Here is a 26,669-nt window from a genome sequence, read left to right on the forward strand (position 1 = left end):
CATGGCGATGTTATTTCTATTCTTGATGGTAATCGCTTTCATGCTGGTGGGCGTGCCGATTGCTATCTCGCTGGGTTTATCCAGTATTCTATTTTTGTTGATGCACTCAGATGCGTCACTCGCTTCAGTCGCACAAACTCTATTTAACGCCTTCGCAGGGCACTATACGCTACTCGCTATTCCTTTCTTCATTCTAGCGTCTAGTTTCATGTCTACTGGCGGTGTGGCAAAGCGTATTATCCGTTTTGCAATCGCGATGGTCGGCTGGTTCCGAGGCGGTTTAGCAATGGCGTCGGTTGTGGCGTGTATGATGTTTGCGGCTCTTTCTGGTTCGTCGCCTGCGACTGTAGTTGCTATCGGTAGTATCGTTATTGCGGGTATGATCAAGAACGGTTACTCGAAAGAGTTTGCGGCTGGTGTTATCTGTAACGCAGGTACCTTGGGTATCCTTATTCCGCCATCGATTGTAATGGTAGTTTACGCTGCAGCAACCGACGTATCTGTTGGCCGTATGTTCCTGGGTGGTGTTATTCCAGGGCTACTGGCGGGTGTGATGCTGATGATTGCTATCTACATTGCAGCACGTATCAAAAAAATCCCAGCACAACCGTTTGTTGGTTGGGGTGAGATGTTTGATGCTGCGAAAGACGCGAGCTGGGGCTTACTGCTTATCGTCATCATCCTTGGTGGTATCTACGGCGGTATCTTTACACCAACAGAAGCGGCGGCGGTTGCGGCAGTATACGCCTTCTTTATCGCGAACTTTGTCTATAAGGACATGGGACCATTCGCAGACAAAGAAAACAAAAAGCCGATGCTAGTGAAAGCTCTGCAAACCTTCGTCCACAAAGATACTAAAGATACTCTGTACGATGCCGGTAAGCTGACCATTATGCTGCTGTTCATCATTGCGAATGCATTGATTCTTAAGCACGTACTGACAGAAGAGCGCATTCCACAAATGATCACGGAGTCGATGCTATCGGCCGGTCTTGGTCCTATTACCTTCTTGATTGTAGTGAACTTGCTGCTATTGATTGGTGGTCAATTCATGGAGCCATCTGGTCTTCTGATTATCGTTGCGCCGCTGGTTTTCCCAATCGCGATTGCTCTGGGTATTGACCCAATTCATTTGGGCATCATGATGGTAGTGAACATGGAGATAGGGATGATAACGCCACCGGTGGGGCTCAACCTCTTTGTAACCGCAGGGGTAGCGAAGATGTCGATGATGAACGTGGTGAAAGCCGCACTGCCGTGGGTTGGGGTAATGTTCTTGTTCTTGATAATCGTTACTTACGTGCCTTGGGTATCAACTTGGCTACCAACTACCTTGATGGGGCCGGAAATCATTACTAAGTAATACGATTAATTGTAACTTTGTCCTTAACGAATAGATGAAGAGTTAAACCTCTTCATCTATTTTTTTGCTTGGGACTCGTCGGGAGGCCGTGTTTCTTCTGTCATAACCTTTCCAACGAGTATGGCTTTTACGTCGTTCTCGGCCTGAACGCTTCTCTTCTTCGTAATGCCCGTCTATCAAAACGGTATCGGATATGGCAGGTACGGTTGTTTTCTCGTTCATGATTTTATTGTTTTAAACTCTGGTGCTCAAAGTATGGATGAGCACGTGGATCTCTGCCAATTTAAAGCCTAAATTGGCAGAGGTATTTTACTTAAAATCGTCTTTATCGATTTGGTAACGCTGCATTTTGTCGTAGAGCGTCTTCCTTGGCACGTTAAGCAGTTCCATGGTTAGCTTTATACTGCCTTCGTTATCGATCAAAGCCTGTTCGATCACTGATTTCTCAAAGCTGGCAACTTGGTCGGCCAAACTCGAACATGCCTCTTGTTCAACCACATCTCCCAGCTGTGCTAGCTTTCCAAGTAAGATAAAGCGTTCAGCCGTGTTTCTTAGCTCACGTACATTACCGGGCCAGTCATGCGCCATTAATTTGTGCAGGTCACTGCTAGGTAGCGCTTGCGCAGTTTTACCGTAGCGTGCGGCAGCCACTAACAAGAAGTGGTGGAAGAGGGCGGCGATGTCCTCTTTTCGACTGCGTAGAGGTGGTAAGTCGAGCGTGACGACATTAAGTCGGTAATAGAGGTCTTGTCTAAATGTGCCTTCTGCAGCCGCTTTTTTGAGATCGACCTTGGTGGCGGCGATGACGCGAATATCAAGAGGTTGAAGCTGGTTAGAACCGATGCGCTCAATAACACGCTCTTGTAGTACTCGCAGTAGACGAATTTGCGCCTGCATTGGCATAGATTCGATCTCATCTAGGAACAGGGTTCCGCCTTGGGCATGCTCAAATTTACCGATCCTCTTGGTCTCTGCTCCGGTAAAGGCGCCTTTTTCGTGGCCGTAGAGTTCGCTCTCAATCAAGTTCTCAGGTACAGCGCCACAGTTAACCGCGACGAAATTCTGCTCTCTTCGGCTGCTCTGTTCATGGAGTGAGCGAGCGACCAGCTCTTTACCTGTACCGGTTTCGCCAAACAGCAAGATGTCGGCACTGGTGTCAGCAACATGAGTGATGGTTGAGCGTAATTCTTGGATCACGGGTGTCTCGCCAATGATACGAGGTCCTAAGGTTTGGCTGGCTTTTAATGACTGTTTTAGTTCACGGTTTTCAAGGATCAGTTGACGCTTTTCTATGGCACGTTTCGTTGTCTCAATTAGCCTCTCGTTGGCAAAGGGCTTCTCAATAAAATCGTAAGCGCCATCGTGAATGGATTTCACCGCCATTGAGATGTCGCCGTGTCCGGTAATCATGATCACCGGTAGCTCTTTGTCTTTATGGATGACGGTATTTAATAGGTCATGGCCAGAGAGTCCTGGAAGGCAGATATCAGTGATGATGACATGTGGCAGCCCATGCTCTTGGATTGCAATCAGCGCTGATTCTGCATCAGGGAAAAATTGAGCATCAATATCGGCCAATTCAAAACTTTGTTCACTGGCTAGCCGAAGATCTGGTTCATCATCAATGAAATAGACATGGCACATAATGGTTCCTTTAATCGTTATTGTTATTTTGTTGTTCTGTAATTAACGGCAGACAGATAGTAAATCTCGCTCCGCCTAGTGGGCTTTTGGCGTGGGTGAGTTCGCCGTTAATGCCTCGAATAATTTGTTGTGAGATTGATAAGCCAAGGCCTAAACCATTCTTCTTAGTGGTATGGAATGGTTCAAAGAACTGCTGTGGCGTGTCATGGGCAAAGCCTGGGCCGTTATCATCAATGTGTAGCTGAATAAAACGCTCTGAGTTGGTATTCATGTGATGCTCGAACTCGAGGTTCAACTGTTTACTCTCTTGTCCTTCCATGGCCTGTATACCATTAGTAATCAGATTAATGATCACCTGTTCAAGCTGGATCGCATTGGCCTGAATGAGAGCATCCAATTTGTCGGGAAGGGGGGACATCGCGACTCTTTCTGCTTTCAATTGAGGTTTCATGAGCTCTATCGACGAGTGCAGTAGAGGAAGCAATTGCAGTTGCGATAGGTCTTCGGCATTAGACTTTTTGGCAAATGATCGAAGTTGATGGCTGATCTTGGCCATGCGATCAGTGAGCGATGAGATGCGTGAAAGATTGTCGTCCACACGTTCAAATTTTTCTTTTGCCAAAAACAGACGACCGTTATCGGCATAGCTTCGAATTGCGGCAAGTGGGTTGTTTAATTCATGACTGATGCTCGCAGACATCTGCCCCAAAACAGCCAGCTTTGCTGCTTGGATCAACTCATCTTGAGTCTGCCTTAACGCCTTCTCTGTTTCGGTGCGTTGCAGTACTTCTGCGTGCAACTCGGATGTTCGTTCCAACACCAAAAATTCGAGTTTCTGCTTCGCTTCAGACTGTAGCCTGTCTATCTGTACTCGACGATGGATACGGTTTAGGTTGAGCTGTAAAGCGAGGTAAATGATCGCAAAAACCAAGCTCAGTACCACCAAATAAGAGATTAAATCCCACCAAACTAAATGAGTAGGAGAGAGTACTCGAACCGTTAATTTGGGTTGCTCGATAAAGCGTGATGAAGCAAAAAACTGTTCATGAACTAAAGGGTGCAAAGACTGAATCGTGCTGGTGGAAGAACCAAGATCACCGTTGAAGTTTAAGCTCTCTATCGTGGTATCAAGGAACTGTCTTCCTTCCTGGATTTGGCGCTTACGTTCATCGTCCAAGGGCTGTAAGCTTTTAAAAAGCCAGTCAGGGTTACTCGACATAAACACCACGTTGTCTTTGTCGTCGGCAACAAAGTAACTCTGTTTTCCCTTCCAGCTTGCCTCAATCAATGACAGATCCATTTTAACGACAATGACGCCGATGATTTCAGCAGCGTAAGAGACAGGGTAAGAGTAGTAATAGCCACGTTTTCCTGAAGTAGAACCAAGCGCGAAATACTGATTCTCTTTACCGCTAAAGGCGTGCTGAAAATAGGGGCGAAAAGCGAAATTTCGACCGACAAATGAGTGTGCTTGATTCCAGTTACTCGCAGCGATGGTGGTACCAATATGGTCGAGTAAGTAGGTGTCTGAGGCCTGTATTACTTGATTAACGTGCGCTAGGTAGCGATTAGTCAGCTCGATTTGCGCAGAGTTATCTGGTGCATGGAGCGCATCAATCAACTCTTTGTCCTTCGAGAGTAGCTCAGGGATGTGTGCGAACTTATCCAGTTGACTGGCGATATGTACCGAGAAGCGGTCGAGTTTTGATTGATGATCTTCAAGCAAGCTTTGATGACTGATATTCCATACCCAGTGACCGCCGAGAATCATCAGCAACCCATAAGTGATGAGTAGCAAAATAGGCAGGCGGGAAGGTTGAAACATAGGAGTTCTCGCTGTGAATTACGGTCTAGAAAAGCGTGTCAGGTGTCTGCAACACTCAAAGTGCCATAAATTGTTCAAAAAATGAGAGTCGACAGACAGTTATAGGTTAAGGCTTTGTAACGGAGATTGTTGAAAAAGTTATCGACTCTGAGGGGTAAAACAAGAGCAAGATCTCTTTTTAAGCTTTTTCGGAAAAAAAGCCCTCGATTCCCTTGAAAAAGCCGCTATTGTCCCCATTTCCGATGTGTCGAGTGGTGTTTTGATTGAATATGACCCTCTCAGGCGGACGAATTTAGAGCATTCATCATCAAGCTGAGGTGATTGGCTCGACAGAGATTAAACAGATCGCTAGAATGTCGCGTCTAAAATTTCTGTCCTGAGGCTAATCGGAGATACCTTTCCTTGTTGTAAAACAGGCTATGAGCTTCATTGAAGTACATAGAAAAAAGATATCGCTGATTAGTCTGGTGTTTGAATGAATGATCACTCAGGCATCAATGCTCAATTTTAAATTAGGTGTTCGGATAGAGCACTACACAAGGATGCAGCCAACAACACGCGTTCCTAAGGAATGCACGTTACGGCTCATATGCTCAGATTATCTGAGCCAGTTTTGAGGTTTTATATAATGCAAGTTACTGTTGAAACGCTAGAAGGCCTAGAGCGCCGTCTTAATATTACTGTTCCTGCTGCTAACATCGAAGATGCAGTTACAGCTGAACTACGCAACATCGCGAAAAACCGTCGTTTCGATGGTTTCCGTAAAGGCAAAGTGCCAATGAAGATGGTTGCTAAAATGTACGGCAAAGCAGTACGTCAAGACGTGATGGGCGAAGTAATGCAACGCCACTTCATCGAAGCGATCGTTAAAGAGAAGATCAACCCAGCTGGCGCACCAACTTTCGCACCAGTAGAAAACAAAGAAGGCGAAGACCTAGTATTCAACGCAACTTTTGAAGTTTACCCAGAAGTTGAACTGAAAGGTCTAGAAAACATCACTGTTGAGAAGCCAGCAGTAGAAGTTAAAGAAGCTGACGTTGAAGAGATGATCGAAACTCTACGTAAGCAACAAGCAACTTGGACTGAAGTTGATGCAGCTGCTGAAGAAGGTTCTCGCGCAACTATCGATTTCGTTGGTTCTATCGACGGTGAAGAGTTCGAAGGCGGTAAAGCTGAGAACTTCCCACTAGAGATGGGTGCTGGTCGCATGATCCCTGGTTTTGAAGACGGTATCGTTGGCAAAACTAAAGGCATGGAATTCGAAATCGACGTAAACTTCCCAGAAGATTACCACGCTGAAAACCTAAAAGGTAAAGCAGCTAAGTTTGCAATCAAAGTAAACAAAGTTGAAGCTCGTGAACTTCCAGAACTAAACGAAGAATTCGTTGCTAAGTTCGGTGCTACTGACGGTGTTGAAGGTCTTAAAGCTGAAGTTCGTAAGAACATGGAGCGTGAGCTTAAGCAAGCTGTTAAGAACCGCATCAAAGAGCAAGCTATCGACGGTCTAGTTAAAGAAAACGACATCGACGTTCCAGCTGCACTTATCGACCAAGAGATCGGTACTCTACGTCAACAAGCTGCTCAACGTTTCGGTGGCAACACTGAAGCTGCTGACCAACTTCCACGTGAGCTGTTCGAAGAGCAAGCTAAACGTCGCGTAGTTGTTGGCCTTCTACTTGGTGAAGTAATCAAGTCTGAAGAGCTAAAAGCTGACGATGAGAAAGTAAAAGCAATCATCGAAGAGATGGCTACTGCATACGAAGATCCATCTGAAGTTATTGCTTACTACGAGCAAAACGAGCAAATGATGAACAACATGCGCAACGTTGCTCTAGAAGAGCAAGCTATTGATGCAATCATCGCTAAAGCTCAAGTTTCTGAGAAAGAAGTTAGCTTCAACGAGCTAATGAATCAGCAACCTGCTTAATATAGTAATATCTGACGTAGAAGGTTGACGTACGGTCGACAATTCTGCTAACAATGGTCCGTATGATTTAATCATTCGGGCCATTTATTTTAGGGACATAAGAATATGAGCTACCAAGAAAAAAATACAATGCCATCGATTATGGACGCACTAGTTCCAATGGTGGTTGAACAAACTTCCCGTGGTGAACGTTCTTACGATATCTATTCTCGTCTGTTAAAAGAACGAATCATTTTCTTAACCGGTCAAGTGGAAGACCACATGGCAAACCTTGTCGTGGCTCAACTGCTTTTCTTGGAATCAGAAAACCCAGACAAAGATATCTATCTTTACATCAACTCACCTGGTGGCAGCGTAACTGCAGGTATGTCTATCTACGACACAATGCAGTTCATTAAGCCAAACGTGAGCACTGTATGTATGGGTCAAGCTTGCTCGATGGGTGCATTCTTACTTGCTGGTGGTGAGCCAGGTAAGCGTCACGTACTTCCAAATTCTCGTGTAATGATTCACCAGCCACTTGGCGGTTTCCAAGGCCAAGCGTCTGATATTCAAATCCACGCGCAAGAGATCCTAACGATCAAACAGAAGCTAAACAAACTATTGGCAGAGCACACAGGTCAGCCTCTAGAAGTTGTTGAGCGTGACACTGATCGTGACAACTTCATGTCTGCAGAACAAGCTGTAGAGTACGGTTTGGTGGATTCAGTTCTGAATCATCGCGGTCAATAATTGCTCAGCAATTGTTTAACGCAAATTGATGCAAATTGATATACACTCAAATCATAGAGAGTAAAGGCTAAGAGGTTAGCGAATGACAGATAAAAGCAAAGAGGGTGGTAGCGGTAAACTGCTTTACTGCTCTTTCTGTGGCAAAAGCCAGCACGAAGTTCGCAAGTTAATCGCAGGCCCTTCTGTTTACATTTGTGACGAATGTGTCGACCTTTGTAACGACATTATTCGTGAAGAAATCAAAGATGTTCTTCCAAAGAAAGAATCTGAAGCGTTACCAACGCCTCGTGAGATTCGAGAGCACCTTGATGACTATGTAATCGGTCAAGAGTACGCGAAGAAAGTGCTAGCAGTTGCAGTATATAACCACTACAAGCGTTTACGTAATGGTGATACAACAGCTGAAGGCGTAGAGCTAGGTAAGAGTAACATCTTGCTTATCGGCCCTACTGGTAGTGGTAAAACACTACTCGCTGAAACATTGGCTCGTTTCCTAGACGTTCCATTTACTATGGCAGATGCAACCACACTAACCGAAGCGGGTTATGTGGGTGAAGATGTAGAAAACATCATTCAGAAACTGCTTCAGAAGTGTGATTACGACGTAGCGAAAGCGGAACGCGGCATTGTTTACATCGATGAAATCGATAAGATTTCTCGTAAAGCTGAAAACCCATCTATCACTCGTGATGTATCGGGTGAAGGTGTTCAGCAAGCACTTCTAAAACTTGTAGAAGGCACAGTAGCTTCAGTACCGCCTCAAGGTGGTCGTAAGCATCCACAGCAAGAGTTCTTGCAAGTGGATACATCTAAGATCCTGTTTATCTGTGGCGGTGCATTTGCCGGCCTAGATAAAGTGATTGAACAACGTGTAGAAACAGGTTCTGGTATCGGTTTTGGCGCAGAAGTGCGTTCAAAAGATGAAACCAAAACAATCGGTGAGCTATTCACTCAAGTTGAACCTGAAGATCTAGTGAAGTACGGTCTGATTCCTGAATTCATTGGTCGTCTACCGGTGACAACCACACTGACAGAACTAGACGAAGAAGCGCTAATTCAAATTCTATGTGAGCCGAAGAACGCACTAACGAAACAGTACGCTGCGCTATTCGAGCTTGAAGATACAGAACTTGAATTCCGTGAAGATGCACTACGTGCCATTGCTAAGAAAGCAATGAGCCGTAAAACAGGTGCTCGTGGTCTGCGTTCAATCTTAGAAGGTGTGCTGCTAGAAACGATGTACGAACTGCCATCATCAACTGATGTGAGTAAGGTTGTTATTGATGAGTCTGTGATTAACGGAGAGTCAGAACCTCTTCTGATTTACAGCAATTCAGAGAACCAAGCAGCAGTAGCAGAGTAGGTCTTTTTTAGACTAGTGACTCAAATTCCAAAAGGAGGTAAGCAATTACCTCCTTTTTTTTATTCTTCCATTGAATCCAGTCGTTTAAGCCCCATATACTGCTTTATAAGTTAAAGCGGAAGAGAGAAATATATGAACTTGGAACGTTCCGAGCGTATCGAGATCCCCGTACTGCCTCTACGTGATGTAGTGGTTTACCCACACATGGTTATCCCACTGTTTGTTGGTCGTGAAAAATCGATCACTTGCCTTGAATCGGCAATGGAAGCTAACAAACAAGTGCTACTAGTGGCGCAAAAAGAAGCGGATACCGATGAGCCTTCAATCGACGACCTATTCGAAGTAGGTACCGTTGCTACGATTCTTCAGCTTTTAAAGCTACCTGACGGCACTGTGAAAGTGCTTGTTGAAGGTCAGCAGCGTGCAAAAATTCACCAATTCAAAGAAAGTGAATTCTTCCTTGCAGATGCAGAATACGTTGTCACCTCAGAACTTGACGAAAAAGAACAAGAAGTGGTTGTTCGCAGCGCGATCAATCAATTCGAAGGCTTTATTAAGCTAAATAAAAAGATTCCACCAGAGGTACTAACTTCTCTGAATGGGATTGATGAAGCCGCTCGTCTAGCGGATACCATCGCAGCACACATGCCACTTAAGCTGGTAGACAAACAGCACGTACTAGAGATTCTAGATGTGACTGAGCGTCTAGAGTTCCTGATGGGCCAAATGGAATCAGAGATTGATATCCTGCAGGTAGAAAAACGCATCCGTGGTCGTGTTAAGAAGCAGATGGAAAAATCTCAGCGTGAGTACTACCTGAATGAGCAGATGAAAGCGATTCAGAAAGAACTTGGCGAGATGGACGATGCTCCTGACGAATTCGAGACTCTTAAGAAGAAGATCGAAGAGTCAAAAATGCCGCAAGAAGCGCGTGAAAAAACCGAGCAAGAGCTGCAAAAACTGAAGATGATGTCGCCAATGTCGGCAGAAGCAACAGTGGTTCGTAGCTACATTGATTGGATGGTCGGCGTACCTTGGGCGAAGCGTTCGAAAGTTAAGAAGAATCTAGCGAAAGCAGAAGAGATCTTAAACGAAGACCACTACGGTCTTGAGCGTGTTAAAGAACGTATTCTTGAGTACTTGGCGGTGCAAAACCGTATCAACAAGCTGAAAGGTCCAATCCTTTGTCTTGTTGGTCCTCCTGGTGTGGGTAAAACCTCTCTAGGTCGCTCTATCGCAGCTGCTACCGGTCGTAAGTACACTCGTATGGCGCTAGGCGGCGTACGTGATGAAGCAGAGATTCGTGGTCACCGTCGAACTTACATTGGCTCTCTTCCGGGTAAGCTAATCCAGAAAATGTCAAAAGTTGGCGTTAAGAACCCACTGTTCCTATTGGATGAGATCGATAAGATGTCTTCTGATATGCGTGGCGACCCGTCTTCAGCACTGCTTGAAGTTCTAGACCCAGAACAGAACAACGCGTTTAACGATCACTACCTAGAAGTTGATTACGATCTGTCTGACGTAATGTTCGTTGCAACGTCTAACTCGATGGATATTCCTGGCCCGCTACTGGACCGTATGGAAGTGATTCGCCTATCGGGCTACACAGAAGACGAGAAGCTGAACATTGCTAAGCGTCACCTTGTTGATAAGCAAGTAAAACGCAACGGTCTTAAGGCAAACGAAATCACTATCGAAGATTCTGCAATCATCGGCATTATCCGTTACTACACGCGTGAAGCGGGTGTACGTAGCCTAGAGCGTGAGATTTCGAAGATCTGTCGTAAAGCGGTTAAGAACATCTTGCTAGACAGCGATCTTAAGTCAGTGACAGTGACAATGGACAATCTAAAAGAGTACCTAGGTGTTCAGCGTCATGACTTCGGTAAAGCAGACGAGAGTAACCGTATTGGCCAAGTAACTGGCCTAGCGTGGACTCAAGTTGGCGGCGATCTGTTAACGATTGAAACTGAAGCAATGCCAGGTAAAGGTAAGCTAACGCAAACCGGTTCTCTTGGTGATGTGATGAAAGAGTCGATTCAAGCGGCGATGACAGTGGTTCGCTCTCGTGCTGAGAAGCTGGGTATCAACTCAGATTTCTACGAGAAGCGTGATATCCACGTTCACGTACCTGAAGGCGCAACACCAAAAGATGGCCCAAGTGCGGGTATCGCAATGTGTACTGCGCTTGTTTCTAGCCTAACGGGTAACCCTGTGAAAGCGGAAGTGGGTATGACGGGTGAAATCACTCTTCGTGGTGAAGTTCTACCTATCGGTGGCTTGAAAGAAAAACTGCTTGCTGCACACCGTGGTGGCATTAAAACAGTACTGATTCCAAAAGATAATGAGCGTGATTTGGAAGAGATTCCAGACAATGTAATCGCTGATTTGGAAGTCATTCCTGTTCAGTGGATCGATGAAGTATTGAAAGTTGCACTAGAACGAGATCCGTCAGGGGTCGAGTTTGTCGCTAAAAAATAGTGATGCGCAGCAAAAATAAGTAAAGAATTACGCTGATGAGTCTAAAAAGGCTTGTCAGCGTTTTTTTTGGGCGCTAAGTTAATTGACTAAAGCCGCAAGCCCTTTTGCAATAAGGCTTTTGGCTAAATTAAAACCAAAATGGAACGTACCGTCATCCTAAATTAGTCGCAGATGACAAAGAGGGGAAACACAGTGAATAAAACACAACTAGTAGAATCAATCGCAGAAAACGCAGATATCTCTAAAGCTTCAGCTGGCCGCGCTCTAGACGCATTCATCGAAGCAGTTGGCACAACACTTCAATCAGGTGACCAAGTAGCACTTGTTGGTTTTGGTACATTCAGTGTTCGTACTCGTGCAGCACGCACAGGTCGTAACCCTAAGACTGGTGAAGAAATCCAAATTGCAGAAGCAAAAGTACCAGGCTTTAAAGCGGGTAAAGCACTAAAAGACGCATGTAACTAATATTGCATTACCTAGGCTTTTGTTAAGCCAAGGTCGCAAGATGCGTTAGCTGTTTGAAAAATGATGTTTCATTCTTAAACAGTTATTGTGCAAAGCACATTGAACTAATTTAAATTATGCGCATCCTACTGATGCGCATTTCTTTTTCTGATAATATCGCGTGAATAAGATTTTTATATTGAAGCCCATGCTTCATATCCGGAGAGCACTTAAATTATGATGGATCGATTACGCGAAGGCGTGAATAGCATCGCGGTAAAAATTATCCTTGGGTTGATTATCCTGTCATTCGTATTCGCAGGTGTAGGCAGCTACATCACAGGTGGCGGTAATAACGCTGCAGCGAAAGTTGGCAATACCGAAATCGGTCGTGGTGAGTTTGAACAGGCTTACCAAAACGAACGTAACCGTATGCAATCACAACTTGGCGACTACTTTTCTCAAATGCTTGCAGACCCTGCTTACGTAGAGTCTTTCCGTAAATCAGTACTTGATCGCATGATTAATGATGTACTGCTTGAGCAGCAAGCTGAGTCTCTAGGCCTACGTATTAGCGATTCACAAATCCGCACTATGATTCTAGAGATGCCTCAGTTCCAAACTGCGGGTCAATTTGATCAAGAGGTTTATCAAGCGGCACTTCGTCGTGCAGGCTTTAGCCCAGAGAGCTTCGCTGAATACATGCGTCGCGACCTAATGCGCAACCAGTTGGTAACGGCATTACAGGGTAGTGAGTTTGTTCTTCAAGGTGAGATCGATACTCAAAGCAAACTGATCGCTCAAACTCGTGATATTCGCACGGTAACACTTTCTGTTGCTGAGCTTGCGAAAAGCGTTGAGCTAACAGAAGAAGAGATTGCAGAGTACTACCAGCAAAACCCTCTAGCTTACACTCGTCCAGAGCAAGCAAAAGTATCTTACATTGAGCTTTCTGCAGAAGCACTTAAAGGTCAGATTGAAGTGTCTGATGAGCAAGCTGAGCAGTACTACCAAGAGCACCTAGATAAGTACTCAACGGAAGAGCAACGCAAAGTAAGCCATATCCTTGTTCAAGGCGATGACGAAGCGAAAGCACAAGCGATTCTTGATGAGCTAAATGCAGGTGCTGACTTTGCTGCGCTAGCAGAAGAGAAATCTGATGACTTCGGCAGTGCTGATCTGGGCGGTGACCTAGGTTGGATTGAGCGTGACGTAATGGACCCGGCATTCGAAGATGCGGCTTTCGCTCTTGAGAATGTAGGCGACACAACAGGTCTAGTTAAGTCTGAATTCGGCTACCACATCATCAAGCTAGATGAACTGCAAGCTTCTAAAGCTCAACCATTCTCTGAAGTAGCGGCGGAAATCAAGCAAGAGCTACTGGATCAAGAAGCAGTAGACCAGTTCTACGAGCTACAAACTGAGCTAGAGAAGGTTGCGTTTGAGTACCCAGATTCACTGGACGACTCAGCAGAGGCGATCAACGCTAAGATTCAGACAACTGACTTCGTTTCTCAAATCGACGCTCCTGAGCTACTGAAGACGCCTGCTGTTATGCAAGCGATTCTAAGCCCAGAAGTGAAAGAAGACGGCCTAAACTCAGAAGTTATCGAAGTGGCGCCTGAACACGTTATTGTAGTTCGCGTTGAAGAAACTCGTGACGAAACTGTTCTTCCGCTAGAAGAAGTGCAAGACCAAGTTGTTGCTGCGCTGTCTGCTGTAAAAGCGGAACAACAAGCAATTGAGTTAGGTGTATCTCTTGTAAACGAACTGAAAGCAGGTAACGAAGCAGTATTGGCTGAGAACAACCTGACGTTTAGCGAACTGGAAACGATTGACCGTAGCTCTCCACTAGCAAGCTCTGTGTTTGCTTTTGCGAAGCCTGAAGCGGATCAGTCAGTATTTGGTCAAGCAAAAGACCAGAACGGTAACATCGTAGTTGTAGAGCTTTCTAAAGTGACTGCAGACATCAACCCAGCTTACAGCACTCAAATCGGTGCGCAATTAGAGCGAGTTGGTAATCAGCAAGACCTGACTAACGTTCTAAATGTACTTCGTAAGAATGCAGATGTTGAATACTACATTGTAGGTCAAGGTCAGTAACAGATTGATTGAAGAGTAGGTTTGCGAGTCAGCCTACACGACAATGAAAATCAGTTGTAACTTAAAGCGGGTCACTTAGGTGACCCGCTTTATTTTTGCCTCAATAAACTACAGCAGGTGCATTTCAAAGCGTAACGTTCAGTTTTCTCATCATGGAACGGAGCGAAAAATGAAACCCCTATATACTCTTTTAATGTCTCTTATGATTGTCTTTAGTTGTTCGGTTTGGGCAGATAGTCCGTCGAAAGCTGAGCTCTATGAGGGTATTGAAGTGACGGTAAATATAAATACAGCAACAGCAGAAGAGCTATCTGCCTTGTTGGTAGGAATCGGTAATAAGAAAGCGCAAGAAATCGTGCAATATCGTGACCAACATGGCGCGTTTGAAAAGCCAGAAGACCTCGCCAATGTAAAGGGCATCGGCTCGGCCACGGTCGAGAAGAATCGAAAAAGAATCGAGCTTTAATACTATTTAGATATGACGGAGAATAAGCGGGATATGAAGGGCGAACTTACCCTTCATATCCTTCGTTTTACTTTAACCCATGCCAGTAAGAGCCCACCGATTGCGCCGATAAGGTGAGCCTCGATTGCAACACGTGCGTTAATTAACGCTCCTGTTGTAGCAGAAGGCCCCATAAGCTGCTCCCAAGCGATTTTCGCGACTAGTCCACCAACCAACAACCAACTTGAACGGCGACCTGTCAGAGCTTCTGTCAGCGCGAACGCGCCAAACAATCCGTGTAGTGTCCCCGATAAGCCGACATAACTTTGCATGTCGGTCAGCAAGAGTCCCGCTCCGGTAAACACGCTGATTAAAAATAGATAGGCAAGGATTCGAATTCGGCTTGGTTGAAATACAAAGCAGATCACCCACAATCCAGCGAGGTTCATTGCTAAGTGCGAAAGGTTGGTATGGGAAAAGTTTCCTGTTACGATTCGCCACCATTGTCCATTGGCGATCGCAGTTTGATCCCAAACGACCCAAGTTTGAATCGGGTCGAATTGGAATAGTACACATATCAGTGAAATAAAAACTAAAGCAGGGTACACCGTAAATCCATGTCTCGTTATTGCCCACAATGCCGAAAGGCTATGAAAGCGTGTATTTGTCAGTGGATCACTCCACTAGAATCTGACGTTGAGCTTATCATTCTTCAACATCCATCAGAAGAGCATAGGCCAATGGGTACTGCACGTATTTTGTCTTTGTCGTTGTCAAATAGCGTGACTTTCATCGGTGAAGATTTTTCTGAACATGAGGATCTGAATCGCTTGTTAGGCGACAGTGAGTACCGGCATGCGATTTTATACCCGGGTGAGACTTCGGTATCGGTTGAACAGTTATCGACTTCTGGCTTAGGTAACTCTACCGAGAGCAAGCTAAGGGTCATCTTACTGGATGGAACCTGGAAGAAAGCTTTCAAGATGTGGCAAGTCTCGAGTAATTTACAGCAGCTAGATACCGTTCATTTACCAAAAGATCTGAAAGGGAACTATCGGATTCGCAAAGCGCCGAGTGAAAATAGCCTTTCTACCGTGGAAGCGGGCTACCATTTGCTGGCTCTATTGCAACCTCATCGCGAGTTTGCTCCTTTACTTGCAGCATTTGACCGAATGATTCAGTTTCAAATCGACCAAATGCCGCCGGGTGTGTTTGAGAAAAACTACTTGAGTTAGGCGCTCCTCAGTGAAGCTCTGCCTGTTAGAACTCAGTATGAGCCGAAAATAGTTGTTGATGCATTTTCTGAGCGAGGTCATCGGTCATCGATGAGATGTAATCGGCAATAACCCTCATCTTACGGCACTCTTGAGTGTGTCTTTGCCATTGCTTTTTAACCGCCAGTGGTAACAAGCGTTCTGGGTCGGCACTGAAGGCTTCAAACATATCCATGATGATCTGCTGTCCTTTATATTCAATCACTTGGACTTCCGGCACCTGAATAACAAACTCGCTTACAAAGTGCTTAAGCTTATCTAGGGTTAAATCCATACTCTGTTCGAGATAAGCATTGTGTGAGAGTAGAGGGTTTTCAAAACTCGCCTCCACAGGCTTGATTGATATGCTTGTGAGCAACGCGTTAACAATGCCGCCAATCGCATCTTTACGACGGTACTGCTCCCCAGAGAACAGCATTTCAGTAATCGAGTCGAGGTGGCGTGTAATCCAAGGATCGTCAGCTTCTAATAGCTGCGGGTAGGCAGATTCCATCCACTGTGCTTTGGTTACCGAGCCCAACACAATCGCGTCTTCCAAGTCATGCACACCGTAGGCGATATCGTCTGCCAGCTCCATGATCGAGCAGTCCAAGGATTTGAATTTGGTTTTGTTGTGTTCAAATGGCTCAACGCTCGATTTTCTTGGTTGTTGAATAAGAGCTTGGTCACTTTCAGATAAGGGAGCAAGCACCCAATCAAACAACGCTTTATCGTGGTCGTAAATGCCTTTGGCTGGCATCCAGTCTTTAGCTCGTAGTTGCCGTTGGTGTTTTACAGGCGCTGGCATTGAGGCGGCTTTCACTTTGCTAATCAGCGACGGGTATTTGATTAAACCAAGAAGGGTACGCCTTGATAGGTTCATGCCGTGGTGTTCAGTATATGGCTCCAACTGAGTCACAATACGGAAAGTTTGAGCATTACCTTCAAAGCCACCGTGATCGCGCATCATGTAGTTGAGTGCAACTTCACCTCCGTGCCCATAAGGTGGGTGACCGATATCGTGAGCTAAACACAAGGAATCAATCAGGCTATCTGAAGGGAGCAATTCACGAAACTCGGGCTGCTTCTTTTTAAGTTGAGCGACGATTCCAGTCCCTAACTGTGCTGCCTCTAGAGAGTGGGTGAGGCGAGTGCGGTGAAAGTCATTGACTGCAGTACCATGAACTTGAGTTTTCGCTTGGAGTCGGCGAAACGCCGCTGAGTGAAGGACTCGAGCTCGGTCTCTTTGGTATGGGCTTCTGTGGTCATCTCTACGGATTTTGTGTTCGTCGTCATTACGTGCTTGCCATTGCTCGGCAAGCGTTAGAGTCGTTGAGTTTGAAACCGTCAAGTGGGCACCTATGAGTTAAGGTTGATAGTCACAACTTAACCTTAGCTAACTTATCTCGTCTAGTGATAATTCAAAGCTGGGCGCGAAAGTCGTTAAAAAGTAATCCATTTCTGGGCTGGCTCGCTGTGAAAGCGTCTCTTCTAAGCGTCGTTTGGCTTGTTCAAACTCATGATTGCCTGCGCTGAGCTCCTCCAAACATTTGAGATAAGCACAGATGGTATCTGCTTGTTTGACGATGGTTTGCTCATCTTTGTTCGCGCTTCCGGAAATCAAAAACGGCGCAAAGTCTTCTCGAAACTCTTCAGGGAGCATCGACAACAAACGTTGCTCGGCAGCTGCTTCAATCTTTTTGTATTCGCTGGCGATGTCGGGGTTGTAGTATTTCACTGGGGTTGGAAGATCCCCCGTCAATACTTCACTGGTGTCGTGGTACATCCCAAGTAGAGCGATGTGTTCAGGGTTTAGGTTACCCCCAAACTTTTTGTTTTTAATCACTGCTAATGCGTGGGCGACAAACGCCACCTGTAATGAATGCTCAGAGATGTTTTCGGTTGAAACTGAGCGCATCAGAGGCCAACGTTGAATCAGCTTCATGCGAGCAAGGTGTGCAAAGAAATGGCTTTGAGTCATACGCTTCCTTCCTTAATGACAAAAGGCTCCAACAGGAGCCTTTTAAGAATAGAAGCGATTCAAGCGAATTTAAAGCCTTGTAATCTAAGATTATTCTTGGCTATAGGTCGATAAGAAGCGCTCAAGGCGACCGATAGCAGTTTCCAAGTCTTCAATGTGCGGCAGGGTCACGATTCGGAAGTGATCCGGTTTTGGCCAGTTAAAGCCCGTGCCTTGTACTAACAGAACTTTCTCTTGCTTAAGAAAATCGAGCACAAACTTTTGGTCGTCTTTGATGTTGTACATCTCAGTGTCGATTTTCGGGAACAGGTACATTGCGCCTTTTGGTTTCACACAAGAGACACCCGGAATCTTGTTGATCAGTTCCCAAGCTCGGTCACGCTGCTCTAGTAAGCGACCACCCGGCAAGATAAGCTCGTTGATACTCTGATAGCCGCCTAATGCAGTTTGGATAGCGTGCTGCATTGGTACGTTGGCACACAAACGCATTGAAGCCAGCATTTCGAGACCTTCAACATAGCCCTTGGCTAAATGTTTAGGGCCCGTTAGGAACATCCAACCACCACGGAAACCACATACACGGTACGCTTTTGATAGACCGTTAAAGGTCACCATCAGTACATCTTCCGCAAGCGTTGCGATTGAAGTGTGTACGGCACCGTCGTAAAGCACCTTGTCGTAGATCTCATCGGCGAAGATCATCAATTTGTGCTCACGGGCAATCTCGACCACTTTCAGCAAAAAGTCGCGACTATACACCGCACCTGTTGGGTTGTTCGGGTTGATAAGAACAAGGCCGCGAGTTTTCGGTGTGATCTTCGAGACCATATCATCAAGGTTTGGGTACCAGTCGTTCTCTTCATCGCACATGTAGTGAACGGCTTTACCACCTGAAAGCGCAACTGACGCTGTCCACAGTGGGTAGTCAGGAGCGGGAACTAAGATTTCATCGCCATTATTTAGCAGAGCTTGCATCGACATTACGATAAGCTCAGAAGCGCCGTTACCGATGTAGACATCTTCTACATCAAGATTGCGCAGTCCTTTCTTTTGGTAGTGCTGTACAACGGCTTTACGGGCAGAGTAGATCCCTTTTGAATCGCAGTAACCTTGAGATGTCGGAAGGTTACGAATTACGTCAACAAGGATTTCGTCTGGGGCGTCAAAACCAAATGGGGCGGGATTACCAATATTTAGCTTTAGGATTTTATGTCCTTCTTCTTCCATGCGTTTAGCATGTTTTAGTACTGGTCCCCTGATCTCATAGCATACACTGTTGAGTTTTGACGACATCCCGATATTTTGCATTGCCGATTTCCTAAAAATTATTTAATTACTTTATTAAAGTACCTTAAATTGGCGTTTGATAGAATAAAAATCTGAACAATCGGTTAATTCCGAATAACCTTTAGCCAGTGAGTGTTCAGGAGGGATGGCGAGGGATTTCGTAAACTCGGTCTGAGTAGGGATAAGCCGAGGGGCGAAACGCTTAAAATCACAGGAATACCGAAAAGATTTTATACATTCTTGATCTAAGTAGGTGCTACCCATAAAGTATCAAACTAATATAATAATAAATTAGATGTGAACGAGGTCGATTTGTCACATTTCCAACAAACCATCTCCGCTTTGATTGAGCGAGTTCAAAATGCCCAAGCTGGCGAAGTTCGTTGTGTTGAAGTTTTAAAGCAAAAACCACCGTTTGCATTTATTGATTGGCTTCATGCTCAACCGCTGTTCCCAAAATTCTACTGGCAGTCTCGCGACACTCGAGAAGAGGTGGTTGCGCTAGGACAACTTCATACCTTTTCCGATCCTGCTCCTGCTTACGCCATTCTTGGTGAAGATCAACGCATCTGGGGTGGTCGCTCCTTTGACGGGCACACTGAAAAGAATCGACGCTGTATGGAGTCGTTTTTCTTCCTGCCACAAATCGAACTGATTCGCTTTGATGAGCAATGGTCTTTGGCGGTTAACTTAACCCCTGATCGCGTTGCTTCCGTCAGTGCGCTTAAGAAGTTGTCGGTTGACGCTGCAATACTGGCCCCGTTAACTACTCATATAGAACACATTAGTCATATTCCAGAGCAACCGGAGTGGAGCAGCTTAGTCGAGAAGGTGCTCACTGGCATCAAAAATGACGATTTCAAAAAAGTGGTACTGGCTCGTAAAACCACAGCACAGCTTGATGAGCCAATTTGTGCCGCTCAGTTATTGAAAGCCAGCTATCAAAAAAACCACAATAGCTTTCACTTCATGTTAGTGTTGGACTCTAAACACAGCTTTATTGGCTCAACACCAGAAAGGCTCTACAGTCGCCACGGTACTGAGCTTGATACTGAAGCGCTAGCTGGCACTATAGGTCGGGGCAAGAATGCGTCGTCGGACATGGAACTCGCTAACTGGCTGACGCAAGATCAGAAAAACCTCAATGAAAACCAATATGTTGTAGACGACATTGTTGATCGCTTAACGCCGCATTCTCACTCTGTGAGTGTTGAAAAAGAGGCGCGTTTAGTGCGTTTACGTAAGGTTCAACATCTTAAGCGTCATATTCACGCCCAACTGCACAATGGTGTGAATGGGGTTCAGTTATTGGGCACGCTACAACCTACGGCTGCAGTGGCGGGTTTGCCACGCAAAGAGTCCATGGACTTTATTGCGAAACACGAACCCTTTGCTCGTGGCTGGTATGCAGGTTCAGTCGGCTACATTAGCCACCAACGAGCAGAGTTTTGTGTCGCGATTCGCAGTGCCTTGATCGTCAATGATCAAGTGCAGCTCTTCGCAGGCGCTGGGATCGTGCCTGGATCCGTGGCCGAACATGAGTGGCAAGAGCTGAACAAGAAGATGTCGACTCTTTTAAGTCTTATCTCTGAACACCCACCACTGGGTGTGGCGTCATGAGTTCATCATCGTTGAAGCATGACCAAGCAGTATTAAATCGAGTCTGGTCATCGACGCTGCTTGAAGAGTTAGCGCGCAGTGGTGTTGAGCATATCTGTATTGCTCCAGGCTCGCGTTCAACGCCTTTGACTCTTGAGGCACAAGCCAATAAAAAACTCACCATCCATACTCACTTTGATGAGCGCGGCTTAGGCTTTTTCGCATTAGGTTTAGCGAAAGCGACGAAAAGCAAAGTGGCGGTTATTGTGACTTCCGGCACAGCGGTTGCCAACCTCTTGCCTGCTGTAGCTGAGGCTGGTCTAACTCGCGAGTCTCTGATTCTTTTGACCTCAGATCGTCCTATCGAGTTAGTTAATTGTGGTGCGAACCAAGCCATACAACAACTGGGTATTTTTTCTCAACATGTTGAAGGGACACTGAATCTTCCAAGTCCAAGTACTCAGGTGTCTTTGAACTGGTTGTTATGTTCATTGGATGATTTGTTGGCGCAGCAAAGTGCCAAGGGTGGACCTATCCATATTAACTGCCCTTATCCAGAACCACTTTACTCCAATGAGAGTTCAGATATTTATTACGACTATCTGTCTTCAATTTCTGCATGGAAAGTGAGTGACAAGCCATACACCTCTAAGCCATATCGCTTATGCGAGACTAGCCCAAATATCTCATCGAGTGATTATAATCAGCGCCGTGGGGTGGTTGTGATTGGTTCTGTGGCGTTGGAACAAGCTCAGGCAGCAATGCAGTTTGCGCAGTCATTAGGCTGGCCTGTGTTTTGTGACGCCCAATCTGGCGTGGCTAGTGATTGGCAACACTACGATCTTTGGCTTCAAATCCCAGAGCTTGCTCAGCAATTAGGTGAGTGTGACTGTATCGTACAATTTGGTGAGCGGGTTGTGTCTAAGCGTTTGAATCATTGGATCAAACAACAGGCTAAAGACTTCTCGCCAGAGCAGTATCTTGTGATATCGCCAGACAGCCACTGTATCAACCAAGATCATTTACCTCAAACTCATATCATTGCTCAGCCAAGTATGTGGCTAAACAGTCAGTCGCTGCCAAGTTTGCATGCTCATCATGCTGGTTGGGCTGATGGCCTTAAGTTTGTTTCACAAAGTGTCTCTCAATTGTCTGGCGCTCAGTTAATGAATGATGATCAGCTCACCGAGCTCAGTGTTGCCGTTGATTTGTCAGCTAGACTTAAAGAACGAGAGTTGTTTGTTGGAAACAGCCTAATGGTGAGACTAGTCGATATGTTGTCAGCCGTGCCAAGCCGCTCTGTTTATAGTAATCGAGGCGCGTCAGGTATTGATGGGTTGATCGCGACAGCTGCGGGGGTACTCAAGGCCAATCAACAGCCGATGATGATGCTGATTGGTGATACCTCTCTGCTTTACGATTTGAACTCGTTGGCTCTGCTGAGTGAGTCGCAGACGCCTATGGTGATCGTGGTGACGAATAACGATGGCGGTGCGATTTTCGATTTGCTGCCGGTTCCTCAACAACAGAAACAATCTCTCTATCAGATGCCTCATGGCTATGATTTTGAACACGCTGCGGCACAGTTTCGATTGCAATATGCAGCCCCTGAAACTCTAACTCAGTATCAGAATGTGATTGAGTCACACTTTGAGCAGGGCGAGGGCGTAATACTGGTTGAAGTAAAAACACCTCCAGAACAAGCCTCTCACTTGTTGAAGCAGTTCAATTCAATGTTAAAAGAGGCGTTAGCCTAAGGAGTCGACATGCTTTTCTCCACTTACTATCCCGCTAAGCAAACCTCGTCAGAGAAACCTTTGCTTGTGTTCCTGCATGGTCTACTTGGAAGCGGTGAGGATTGGAGTGCATGTCACTCATACCTGTCTGAATATCCGCGACTGTGTATCGATCTGCCGGGACACGGTAAAAGTTGTTTTGTCGACCCGATAGGTTTTGACCACTGCTGTGAGAAAATTGTCCAAAATGTCCAATTTCAGCTTCAGCAATATCAACTCCCTGATGATTATCCTATTGTTTTGATTGGTTACTCTCTTGGTGGCCGCTTGGCGATGTATGGTGTGACCAACGGTAAATTTGACGAGTTGAACTTGGTGAAAGTTGTCGTAGAAGGAGGCAACTTCGGGCTCGACTGTGACGACGCAAGAGCACAGCGTCTGGTGCACGATACCCAGTGGGCAGTACGCTTTGCACAGCAATCAATTGAAGATGTTTTAGACGATTGGTATCAACAAAGCGTCTTTTCTTCACTAAATCATGAGCAAAGACAAACTTTGGTCATAAAGCGTAGTGGTAACCTTGGAGTATCCGTAGCAAATATGTTGTTATCTACATCACTGGCTAAGCAACCGGATTTACGTGCCACATTGAAATCTTGTGAGCATCAACTGCATTATATTTGTGGTAAAAAAGATCGTAAATTCATTGAATTGGCTGAGAGTAGCGGCTTCGAATGCAGCCAGGTTGATCATGCTGGGCACAATGTCCATTTTGAACAGCCTGAACTATTTTCGAATTTGATCATCCAATGCATTAACAAGCATGATTGAACCAGTCGCAAACGCATTACGTAAAAACGCTTGATGTAGATAGCACTCAGTATAAATAACACTTTACATAAGTAGAGCGTGACACCACCGGATAAAGGTTGTGCTCACGAATATAACAATGGGAACCACCATGGCGAAAACAGTAGGCATCACCGAAGAAGAACTATACGCAGCAGTAAACTGGAGCGATGTAGGCAGTCAATATGAAGACATTCAATACCATAAGTCAGACGACGGTATTGCGAAGATCACGATTGCTCGTCCTCAAGTTCACAACGCGTTTCGTCCACAAACCGTAAAAGAGATGATCAACGCACTGGCTGACGCTCGCTATGACGAGAAAGTAGGCGTAATCATTCTGACTGGCTTAGGTGAGAAAGCATTCTGTTCTGGTGGTGACCAGAGTATCCGTGGTGACTACGGCGGTTACCAAGATGATTCAGGTACGCACCACCTAAACGTTCTCGATTTCCAACGCCAAATTCGTACTTGTCCTAAGCCTGTGATTGCAGCCGTGTCTGGTTGGGCTGTTGGTGGTGGTCACGTGCTGCACATGATGTGTGACTTAACGATTGCTGCTGAAAATGCACAGTTTGGTCAAACGGGTCCGAAAGTAGGTTCATTTGATGGTGGCTGGGGCGCATCTTACATGGCTCGTATCGTGGGTCAGAAGAAAGCGCGTGAGATCTGGTTCCTATGTCGTTTCTACGATGCACAAGAAGCCGTTGATATGGGCTTAGTGAACACAGTTGTGCCTGTAGAAGATTTAGAAAAAGAGACCGTACGTTGGTGTCGTGAGGTACTACAACATAGCCCGATGGCACTACGATGCCTAAAAGCAGCGCTGAACGCCGATTGTGATGGTCAGGCTGGTCTGCAAGAACTAGCGGGTAATGCGACCATGATGTTCTACATGACAGAAGAAGGCCAAGAAGGTCGTAACGCATTTAACGAGAAACGTCGCCCCGATTTCGACAAGTTCCCGCGTAACCCATAATCGAATCTACTACCACACTGAGTCGCACAATGCGGCTCTTTGTGTTTTTGATGCTTTGTTCACTAGGAAGACTTATGAACACAATGAATTCAACACGTACAGCTAAACTCTATCGTTATCAATTACCTATGGATAGCGGTGTGGTTCTACGTGACAACAAGCTAATTCAACGTACTGGCTACGTTATTGAGCTTGAGCATGATGGTAAGCGAGCGCTGGGTGAGGTTTCTCCTCTGCCTGGGTTCAGCTTAGAAGACACAGATCAAGCGGGTATTCAACTTCAAGAACAGTTGGAGTTATGGAGCCACAACAAACCTCTGACTCCTTATGAGGATCTTTACCCTTCGGTTGCGTTTGGCCTATCGATGGCAATGATGGAACTTGAAGGCAAGCTAGGATCTGAAGGGAATTACCGTGCTGCACCACTGTGCACCGGCGATCCAGACGAACTGATTCCAGTACTTAACGAAATGGAAGGTGAGAAAGTCGCGAAAGTGAAGGTTGGCCTCTATGAGGCGATTCGCGATGGCATGTTGGTAAGCCTTTTCCTTGAGTCGATACCAGACTTGAGTTTACGACTCGATGCTAACCGAGCTTGGAAACCAGAGAAAGCGAAGCAATTCATTAAGTACATTTCTCCGTCTTTGCGCCAGCGTATCAGCTTTATTGAAGAGCCGTGTCAGCAGCCAGAAGACAGCTTGGCGTTTGCGATTGATAACGGTGTTGCAATTGCATGGGATGAAACCCTGCAAGACGCAGTTAAGCGACCAGACTTTAATCTCAGTGACCTGACAGGCGCTAAAGCGGTGGTGATCAAGCCGACGTTGATTGGTTCGGTTGAACGCTGTATCGCGATTATTGAGCGTGCAAAACAACTTGGTATCAAGCCGGTGCTCAGTTCAAGCATTGAGACCAGTCTTGGGCTTACTCAAATTGCCCGTTTGGCCCATCAGTACTTACCTGACGAAGTTCCGGGTTTAGATACTATTGGTCTGTTTCAGTCTCAACTCGAAGTGGCATGGCCAAATAGTGACTTGCCATTAGCGACGTTAGAAAGTCAGCAGTTGATCTGGCAGTCGTAATCGATTTGAATCATCCACATACATACAGCTCATCACACCTTGATGAGCTGAACTCTTTTTCATCAAGTACGCCCGTGAATTCTAATCACTCCTTATGGCAACGCTGGGTAGACTCAACGCCAGACAGTTGCGCATTAATCACGCCTTCACAAACCTTTAATTGGCGCCAGCTTAATTCGTTGGTAGAAGGTTATAGCAGTTACTTACGTGCTCAAGGTCTCTCTAAAGGTGACGTCTTAACCGTCGTTGGCAAGAACAGAAGTGAGTTAGTGGTCGCTTATCTTGCCTCCCTTAATCTTGGTATTTTGGTTGCTATGACCATGCCTCAGCCAATAAACAAGCTCAATCAAAAGCTGACAACTCTTTATGCTGATGACCAGCGCCGTTTTGTGGCTTTTACTGATACTGATATAAGCGAAACTATTCAGGAGATTGATGCAGAGCTGATAGCGTTACCCAGCCTAGATGATCTCGTGGGCTTTACATCGTCTGATACTGTTGAAGAACAGGGGTTTCAAACTGAACTCGCCTCGATAGTATTCACCTCGGGCTCAACAGGTAACCCGAAAGCGGTGGCTCACACTACAGAGCAGCATATTGCATCGGCCTCTGGACTGCTGGAGCAGTTCAAATTTAGTATTGGCGATACCTGGTTATTAAGCCTGCCAATGTACCATGTGTCTGGGCTAGCGATTGTGTACCGTTGGCTGGTGGCCGGTGCAACATTGAAAATCGGTGATCAAGGTTTAGACAAAGATATAGAAAAATGTACACACGCCTCTTTGGTAGCGACTCAGCTGCGTCGGTTACTAGAAAGTAAGTGCCCACTTGCTTTGAGCCATGTCTTGTTGGGAGGAAGCCATATTCCCAATTCACTTGCACTTGAAGCGAACCGACGTGGGATCACCACATGGCTTGGATATGGGATGACGGAAGCGGCATCAACGGTGACCGCTAAGTCTATAGATGAGCATGACACTGCTGGAGCTGTACTGGCACATCGAACGTTGAAGATTGTTAAGCAGCGCATCTATATTGGCGGTAAAACTTTGGCTTCAGGTTATTACTATCAAAGGAACCTGACGCCTCTTGTTGATGCCGATGGCTGGTTTGATAGCAAAGATCTGGGTGAATGGGTAGGCGACCAAATTTCAATTATCGGTAGGGCGGATAACCAGTTTATTTCGGGTGGTGAAAACATTCATTGCGAAGAGATTGAACAAGCGTTGAATCAGTTGTCGGCGGTTAAAATGGCGGTGATTATTCCAGTTGAAGATAACGAATTCGGTTTTCGTCCCGTTGCGATTATTGATTGTGAAGAGCTGCCATCTAAAGATGAATTTGAACATCAATTGCAAGGTAAACTAGAACGCTTCAAATTTCCTGTTGCTTACTATCGTATGCCGTCAATTGAGCAGTCAGGGATTAAGGTTTCTCGTGCGCAGCTGGCAGCGTGGCTTAACACTGAACTCACCAAATAAAACGAAGCGCAATACACGGTGACTAGTCGTAATTGCGCTTCAGGGGGTTGTGATGGCGGTGAAACCATCACAAATTCTTTATTTGGAGGTTG

21 protein-coding genes are annotated in these 26,669 nt (G+C 45.7%); 15 read left to right on the forward strand and 6 right to left on the reverse strand.

Annotation, left to right across the window (positions count from 1 at the left end; genetic code table 11):
- Position 1: 1 nt before the first annotated feature.
- On the forward strand, positions 2 to 1,363 hold the full coding sequence (locus tag OCV50_RS04345; protein ID WP_239842519.1) for a TRAP transporter large permease: 1,362 nt from the start codon (positions 2 to 4) through the stop codon (positions 1,361 to 1,363).
- 309 nt (positions 1,364 to 1,672) lie between these two features.
- Here OCV50_RS04345 and OCV50_RS04355 read toward each other — a convergent pair whose 3' ends face one another.
- Both OCV50_RS04355 and OCV50_RS04360 read right to left on the reverse strand, forming a co-directional pair.
- Positions 1,673 to 3,007, reverse strand: coding sequence for a sigma-54-dependent transcriptional regulator (locus OCV50_RS04355; RefSeq protein WP_239842517.1), 1,335 nt, complete (start codon positions 3,005 to 3,007; stop codon positions 1,673 to 1,675).
- Positions 3,008 to 3,017: 10 nt separating this feature from the next.
- Positions 3,018 to 4,832, reverse strand: a complete 1,815-nt coding sequence (locus OCV50_RS04360) for a sensor histidine kinase (protein WP_261903788.1) — start codon at positions 4,830 to 4,832, stop codon at positions 3,018 to 3,020.
- A 628-nt stretch (positions 4,833 to 5,460) separates the two neighbouring features.
- Between OCV50_RS04360 and tig the strand changes: the two genes are divergently transcribed.
- The 7 genes from tig to OCV50_RS04395 all read left to right on the forward strand — a co-directional run bounded on the left by tig (position 5,461) and on the right by OCV50_RS04395 (position 14,351).
- Positions 5,461 to 6,759, forward strand: a complete 1,299-nt coding sequence (tig, locus tag OCV50_RS04365) for a trigger factor (protein ID WP_239842515.1) — start codon at positions 5,461 to 5,463, stop codon at positions 6,757 to 6,759.
- 105 nt (positions 6,760 to 6,864) lie between these two features.
- Complete coding sequence (clpP, locus tag OCV50_RS04370; protein ID WP_239842514.1) at positions 6,865 to 7,491, forward strand: ATP-dependent Clp endopeptidase proteolytic subunit ClpP; 627 nt, start codon at positions 6,865 to 6,867, stop codon at positions 7,489 to 7,491.
- Positions 7,492 to 7,573: 82 nt separating this feature from the next.
- The gene (gene clpX, locus OCV50_RS04375) at positions 7,574 to 8,854 is read left to right on the forward strand and encodes an ATP-dependent protease ATP-binding subunit ClpX (protein ID WP_032549603.1); all 1,281 of its coding nucleotides are present in this window, start codon (positions 7,574 to 7,576) and stop codon (positions 8,852 to 8,854) included.
- A 132-nt stretch (positions 8,855 to 8,986) separates the two neighbouring features.
- A complete protein-coding gene (lon, locus tag OCV50_RS04380) occupies positions 8,987 to 11,338 on the forward strand; it encodes an endopeptidase La (RefSeq protein WP_261903789.1) in 2,352 nt (783 codons plus the stop codon).
- Between the two features lie 192 nt (positions 11,339 to 11,530).
- A complete protein-coding gene (locus OCV50_RS04385) occupies positions 11,531 to 11,803 on the forward strand; it encodes an HU family DNA-binding protein (RefSeq protein ID WP_004736083.1) in 273 nt (90 codons plus the stop codon).
- Between the two features lie 216 nt (positions 11,804 to 12,019).
- Complete coding sequence (ppiD, locus tag OCV50_RS04390; RefSeq protein WP_261903790.1) at positions 12,020 to 13,885, forward strand: peptidylprolyl isomerase; 1,866 nt, start codon at positions 12,020 to 12,022, stop codon at positions 13,883 to 13,885.
- A 169-nt stretch (positions 13,886 to 14,054) separates the two neighbouring features.
- Complete coding sequence (locus OCV50_RS04395) at positions 14,055 to 14,351, forward strand: ComEA family DNA-binding protein (protein ID WP_239842511.1); 297 nt, start codon at positions 14,055 to 14,057, stop codon at positions 14,349 to 14,351.
- Positions 14,352 to 14,404: 53 nt separating this feature from the next.
- Here the strand turns inward: OCV50_RS04395 and rrtA are convergent, their stop codons facing one another.
- Positions 14,405 to 14,938 (reverse strand): rhombosortase, encoded by a 534-nt coding sequence (gene rrtA / locus OCV50_RS04400; protein ID WP_261903791.1) that lies wholly within the window; start codon positions 14,936 to 14,938, stop codon positions 14,405 to 14,407.
- A 9-nt stretch (positions 14,939 to 14,947) separates the two neighbouring features.
- On the opposite strand from rrtA, the gene OCV50_RS04405 reads away from it, so the two are divergent.
- Positions 14,948 to 15,565, forward strand: coding sequence for a tRNA-uridine aminocarboxypropyltransferase (locus OCV50_RS04405; RefSeq protein WP_261903792.1), 618 nt, complete (start codon positions 14,948 to 14,950; stop codon positions 15,563 to 15,565).
- Between the two features lie 25 nt (positions 15,566 to 15,590).
- Here the strand turns inward: OCV50_RS04405 and OCV50_RS04410 are convergent, their stop codons facing one another.
- The 3 genes from OCV50_RS04410 to OCV50_RS04420 form a co-directional block, all read right to left on the reverse strand.
- Positions 15,591 to 16,934, reverse strand: a complete 1,344-nt coding sequence (locus OCV50_RS04410; protein ID WP_261903793.1) for an anti-phage deoxyguanosine triphosphatase — start codon at positions 16,932 to 16,934, stop codon at positions 15,591 to 15,593.
- A gap of 45 nt (positions 16,935 to 16,979) precedes the next feature.
- A complete protein-coding gene (gene yfbR, locus OCV50_RS04415; RefSeq protein ID WP_261903794.1) occupies positions 16,980 to 17,564 on the reverse strand; it encodes a 5'-deoxynucleotidase in 585 nt (194 codons plus the stop codon).
- 90 nt (positions 17,565 to 17,654) lie between these two features.
- The gene (locus OCV50_RS04420; RefSeq protein WP_239842506.1) at positions 17,655 to 18,872 is read right to left on the reverse strand and encodes a pyridoxal phosphate-dependent aminotransferase; all 1,218 of its coding nucleotides are present in this window, start codon (positions 18,870 to 18,872) and stop codon (positions 17,655 to 17,657) included.
- Positions 18,873 to 19,163: 291 nt separating this feature from the next.
- On the opposite strand from OCV50_RS04420, the gene OCV50_RS04425 reads away from it, so the two are divergent.
- The 6 genes from OCV50_RS04425 to menE all read left to right on the forward strand — a co-directional run bounded on the left by OCV50_RS04425 (position 19,164) and on the right by menE (position 26,577).
- Positions 19,164 to 20,471, forward strand: a complete 1,308-nt coding sequence (locus OCV50_RS04425; RefSeq protein WP_261903795.1) for an isochorismate synthase — start codon at positions 19,164 to 19,166, stop codon at positions 20,469 to 20,471.
- Positions 20,472 to 20,482: 11 nt separating this feature from the next.
- Positions 20,483 to 22,207: a 2-succinyl-5-enolpyruvyl-6-hydroxy-3-cyclohexene-1-carboxylic-acid synthase gene (menD, locus tag OCV50_RS04430; protein ID WP_261904119.1), complete on the forward strand. Its 1,725-nt coding sequence runs from the start codon at positions 20,483 to 20,485 to the stop codon at positions 22,205 to 22,207.
- Between the two features lie 9 nt (positions 22,208 to 22,216).
- Entirely contained in the window at positions 22,217 to 23,017 is an 801-nt protein-coding gene (menH, locus tag OCV50_RS04435) for a 2-succinyl-6-hydroxy-2,4-cyclohexadiene-1-carboxylate synthase (RefSeq protein ID WP_261903796.1), read from the forward strand.
- A gap of 130 nt (positions 23,018 to 23,147) precedes the next feature.
- On the forward strand, positions 23,148 to 24,014 hold the full coding sequence (gene menB / locus OCV50_RS04440; RefSeq protein ID WP_032549592.1) for a 1,4-dihydroxy-2-naphthoyl-CoA synthase: 867 nt from the start codon (positions 23,148 to 23,150) through the stop codon (positions 24,012 to 24,014).
- Between the two features lie 74 nt (positions 24,015 to 24,088).
- Positions 24,089 to 25,096: an o-succinylbenzoate synthase gene (menC, locus tag OCV50_RS04445; protein ID WP_261903797.1), complete on the forward strand. Its 1,008-nt coding sequence runs from the start codon at positions 24,089 to 24,091 to the stop codon at positions 25,094 to 25,096.
- A gap of 74 nt (positions 25,097 to 25,170) precedes the next feature.
- A complete protein-coding gene (gene menE / locus OCV50_RS04450; RefSeq protein ID WP_261903798.1) occupies positions 25,171 to 26,577 on the forward strand; it encodes an o-succinylbenzoate--CoA ligase in 1,407 nt (468 codons plus the stop codon).
- Positions 26,578 to 26,669 lie beyond the last annotated feature (92 nt).

The organism is Vibrio fortis, from assembly GCF_024347475.1.
Lineage (GTDB): Bacteria > Pseudomonadota > Gammaproteobacteria > Enterobacterales > Vibrionaceae > Vibrio > Vibrio fortis.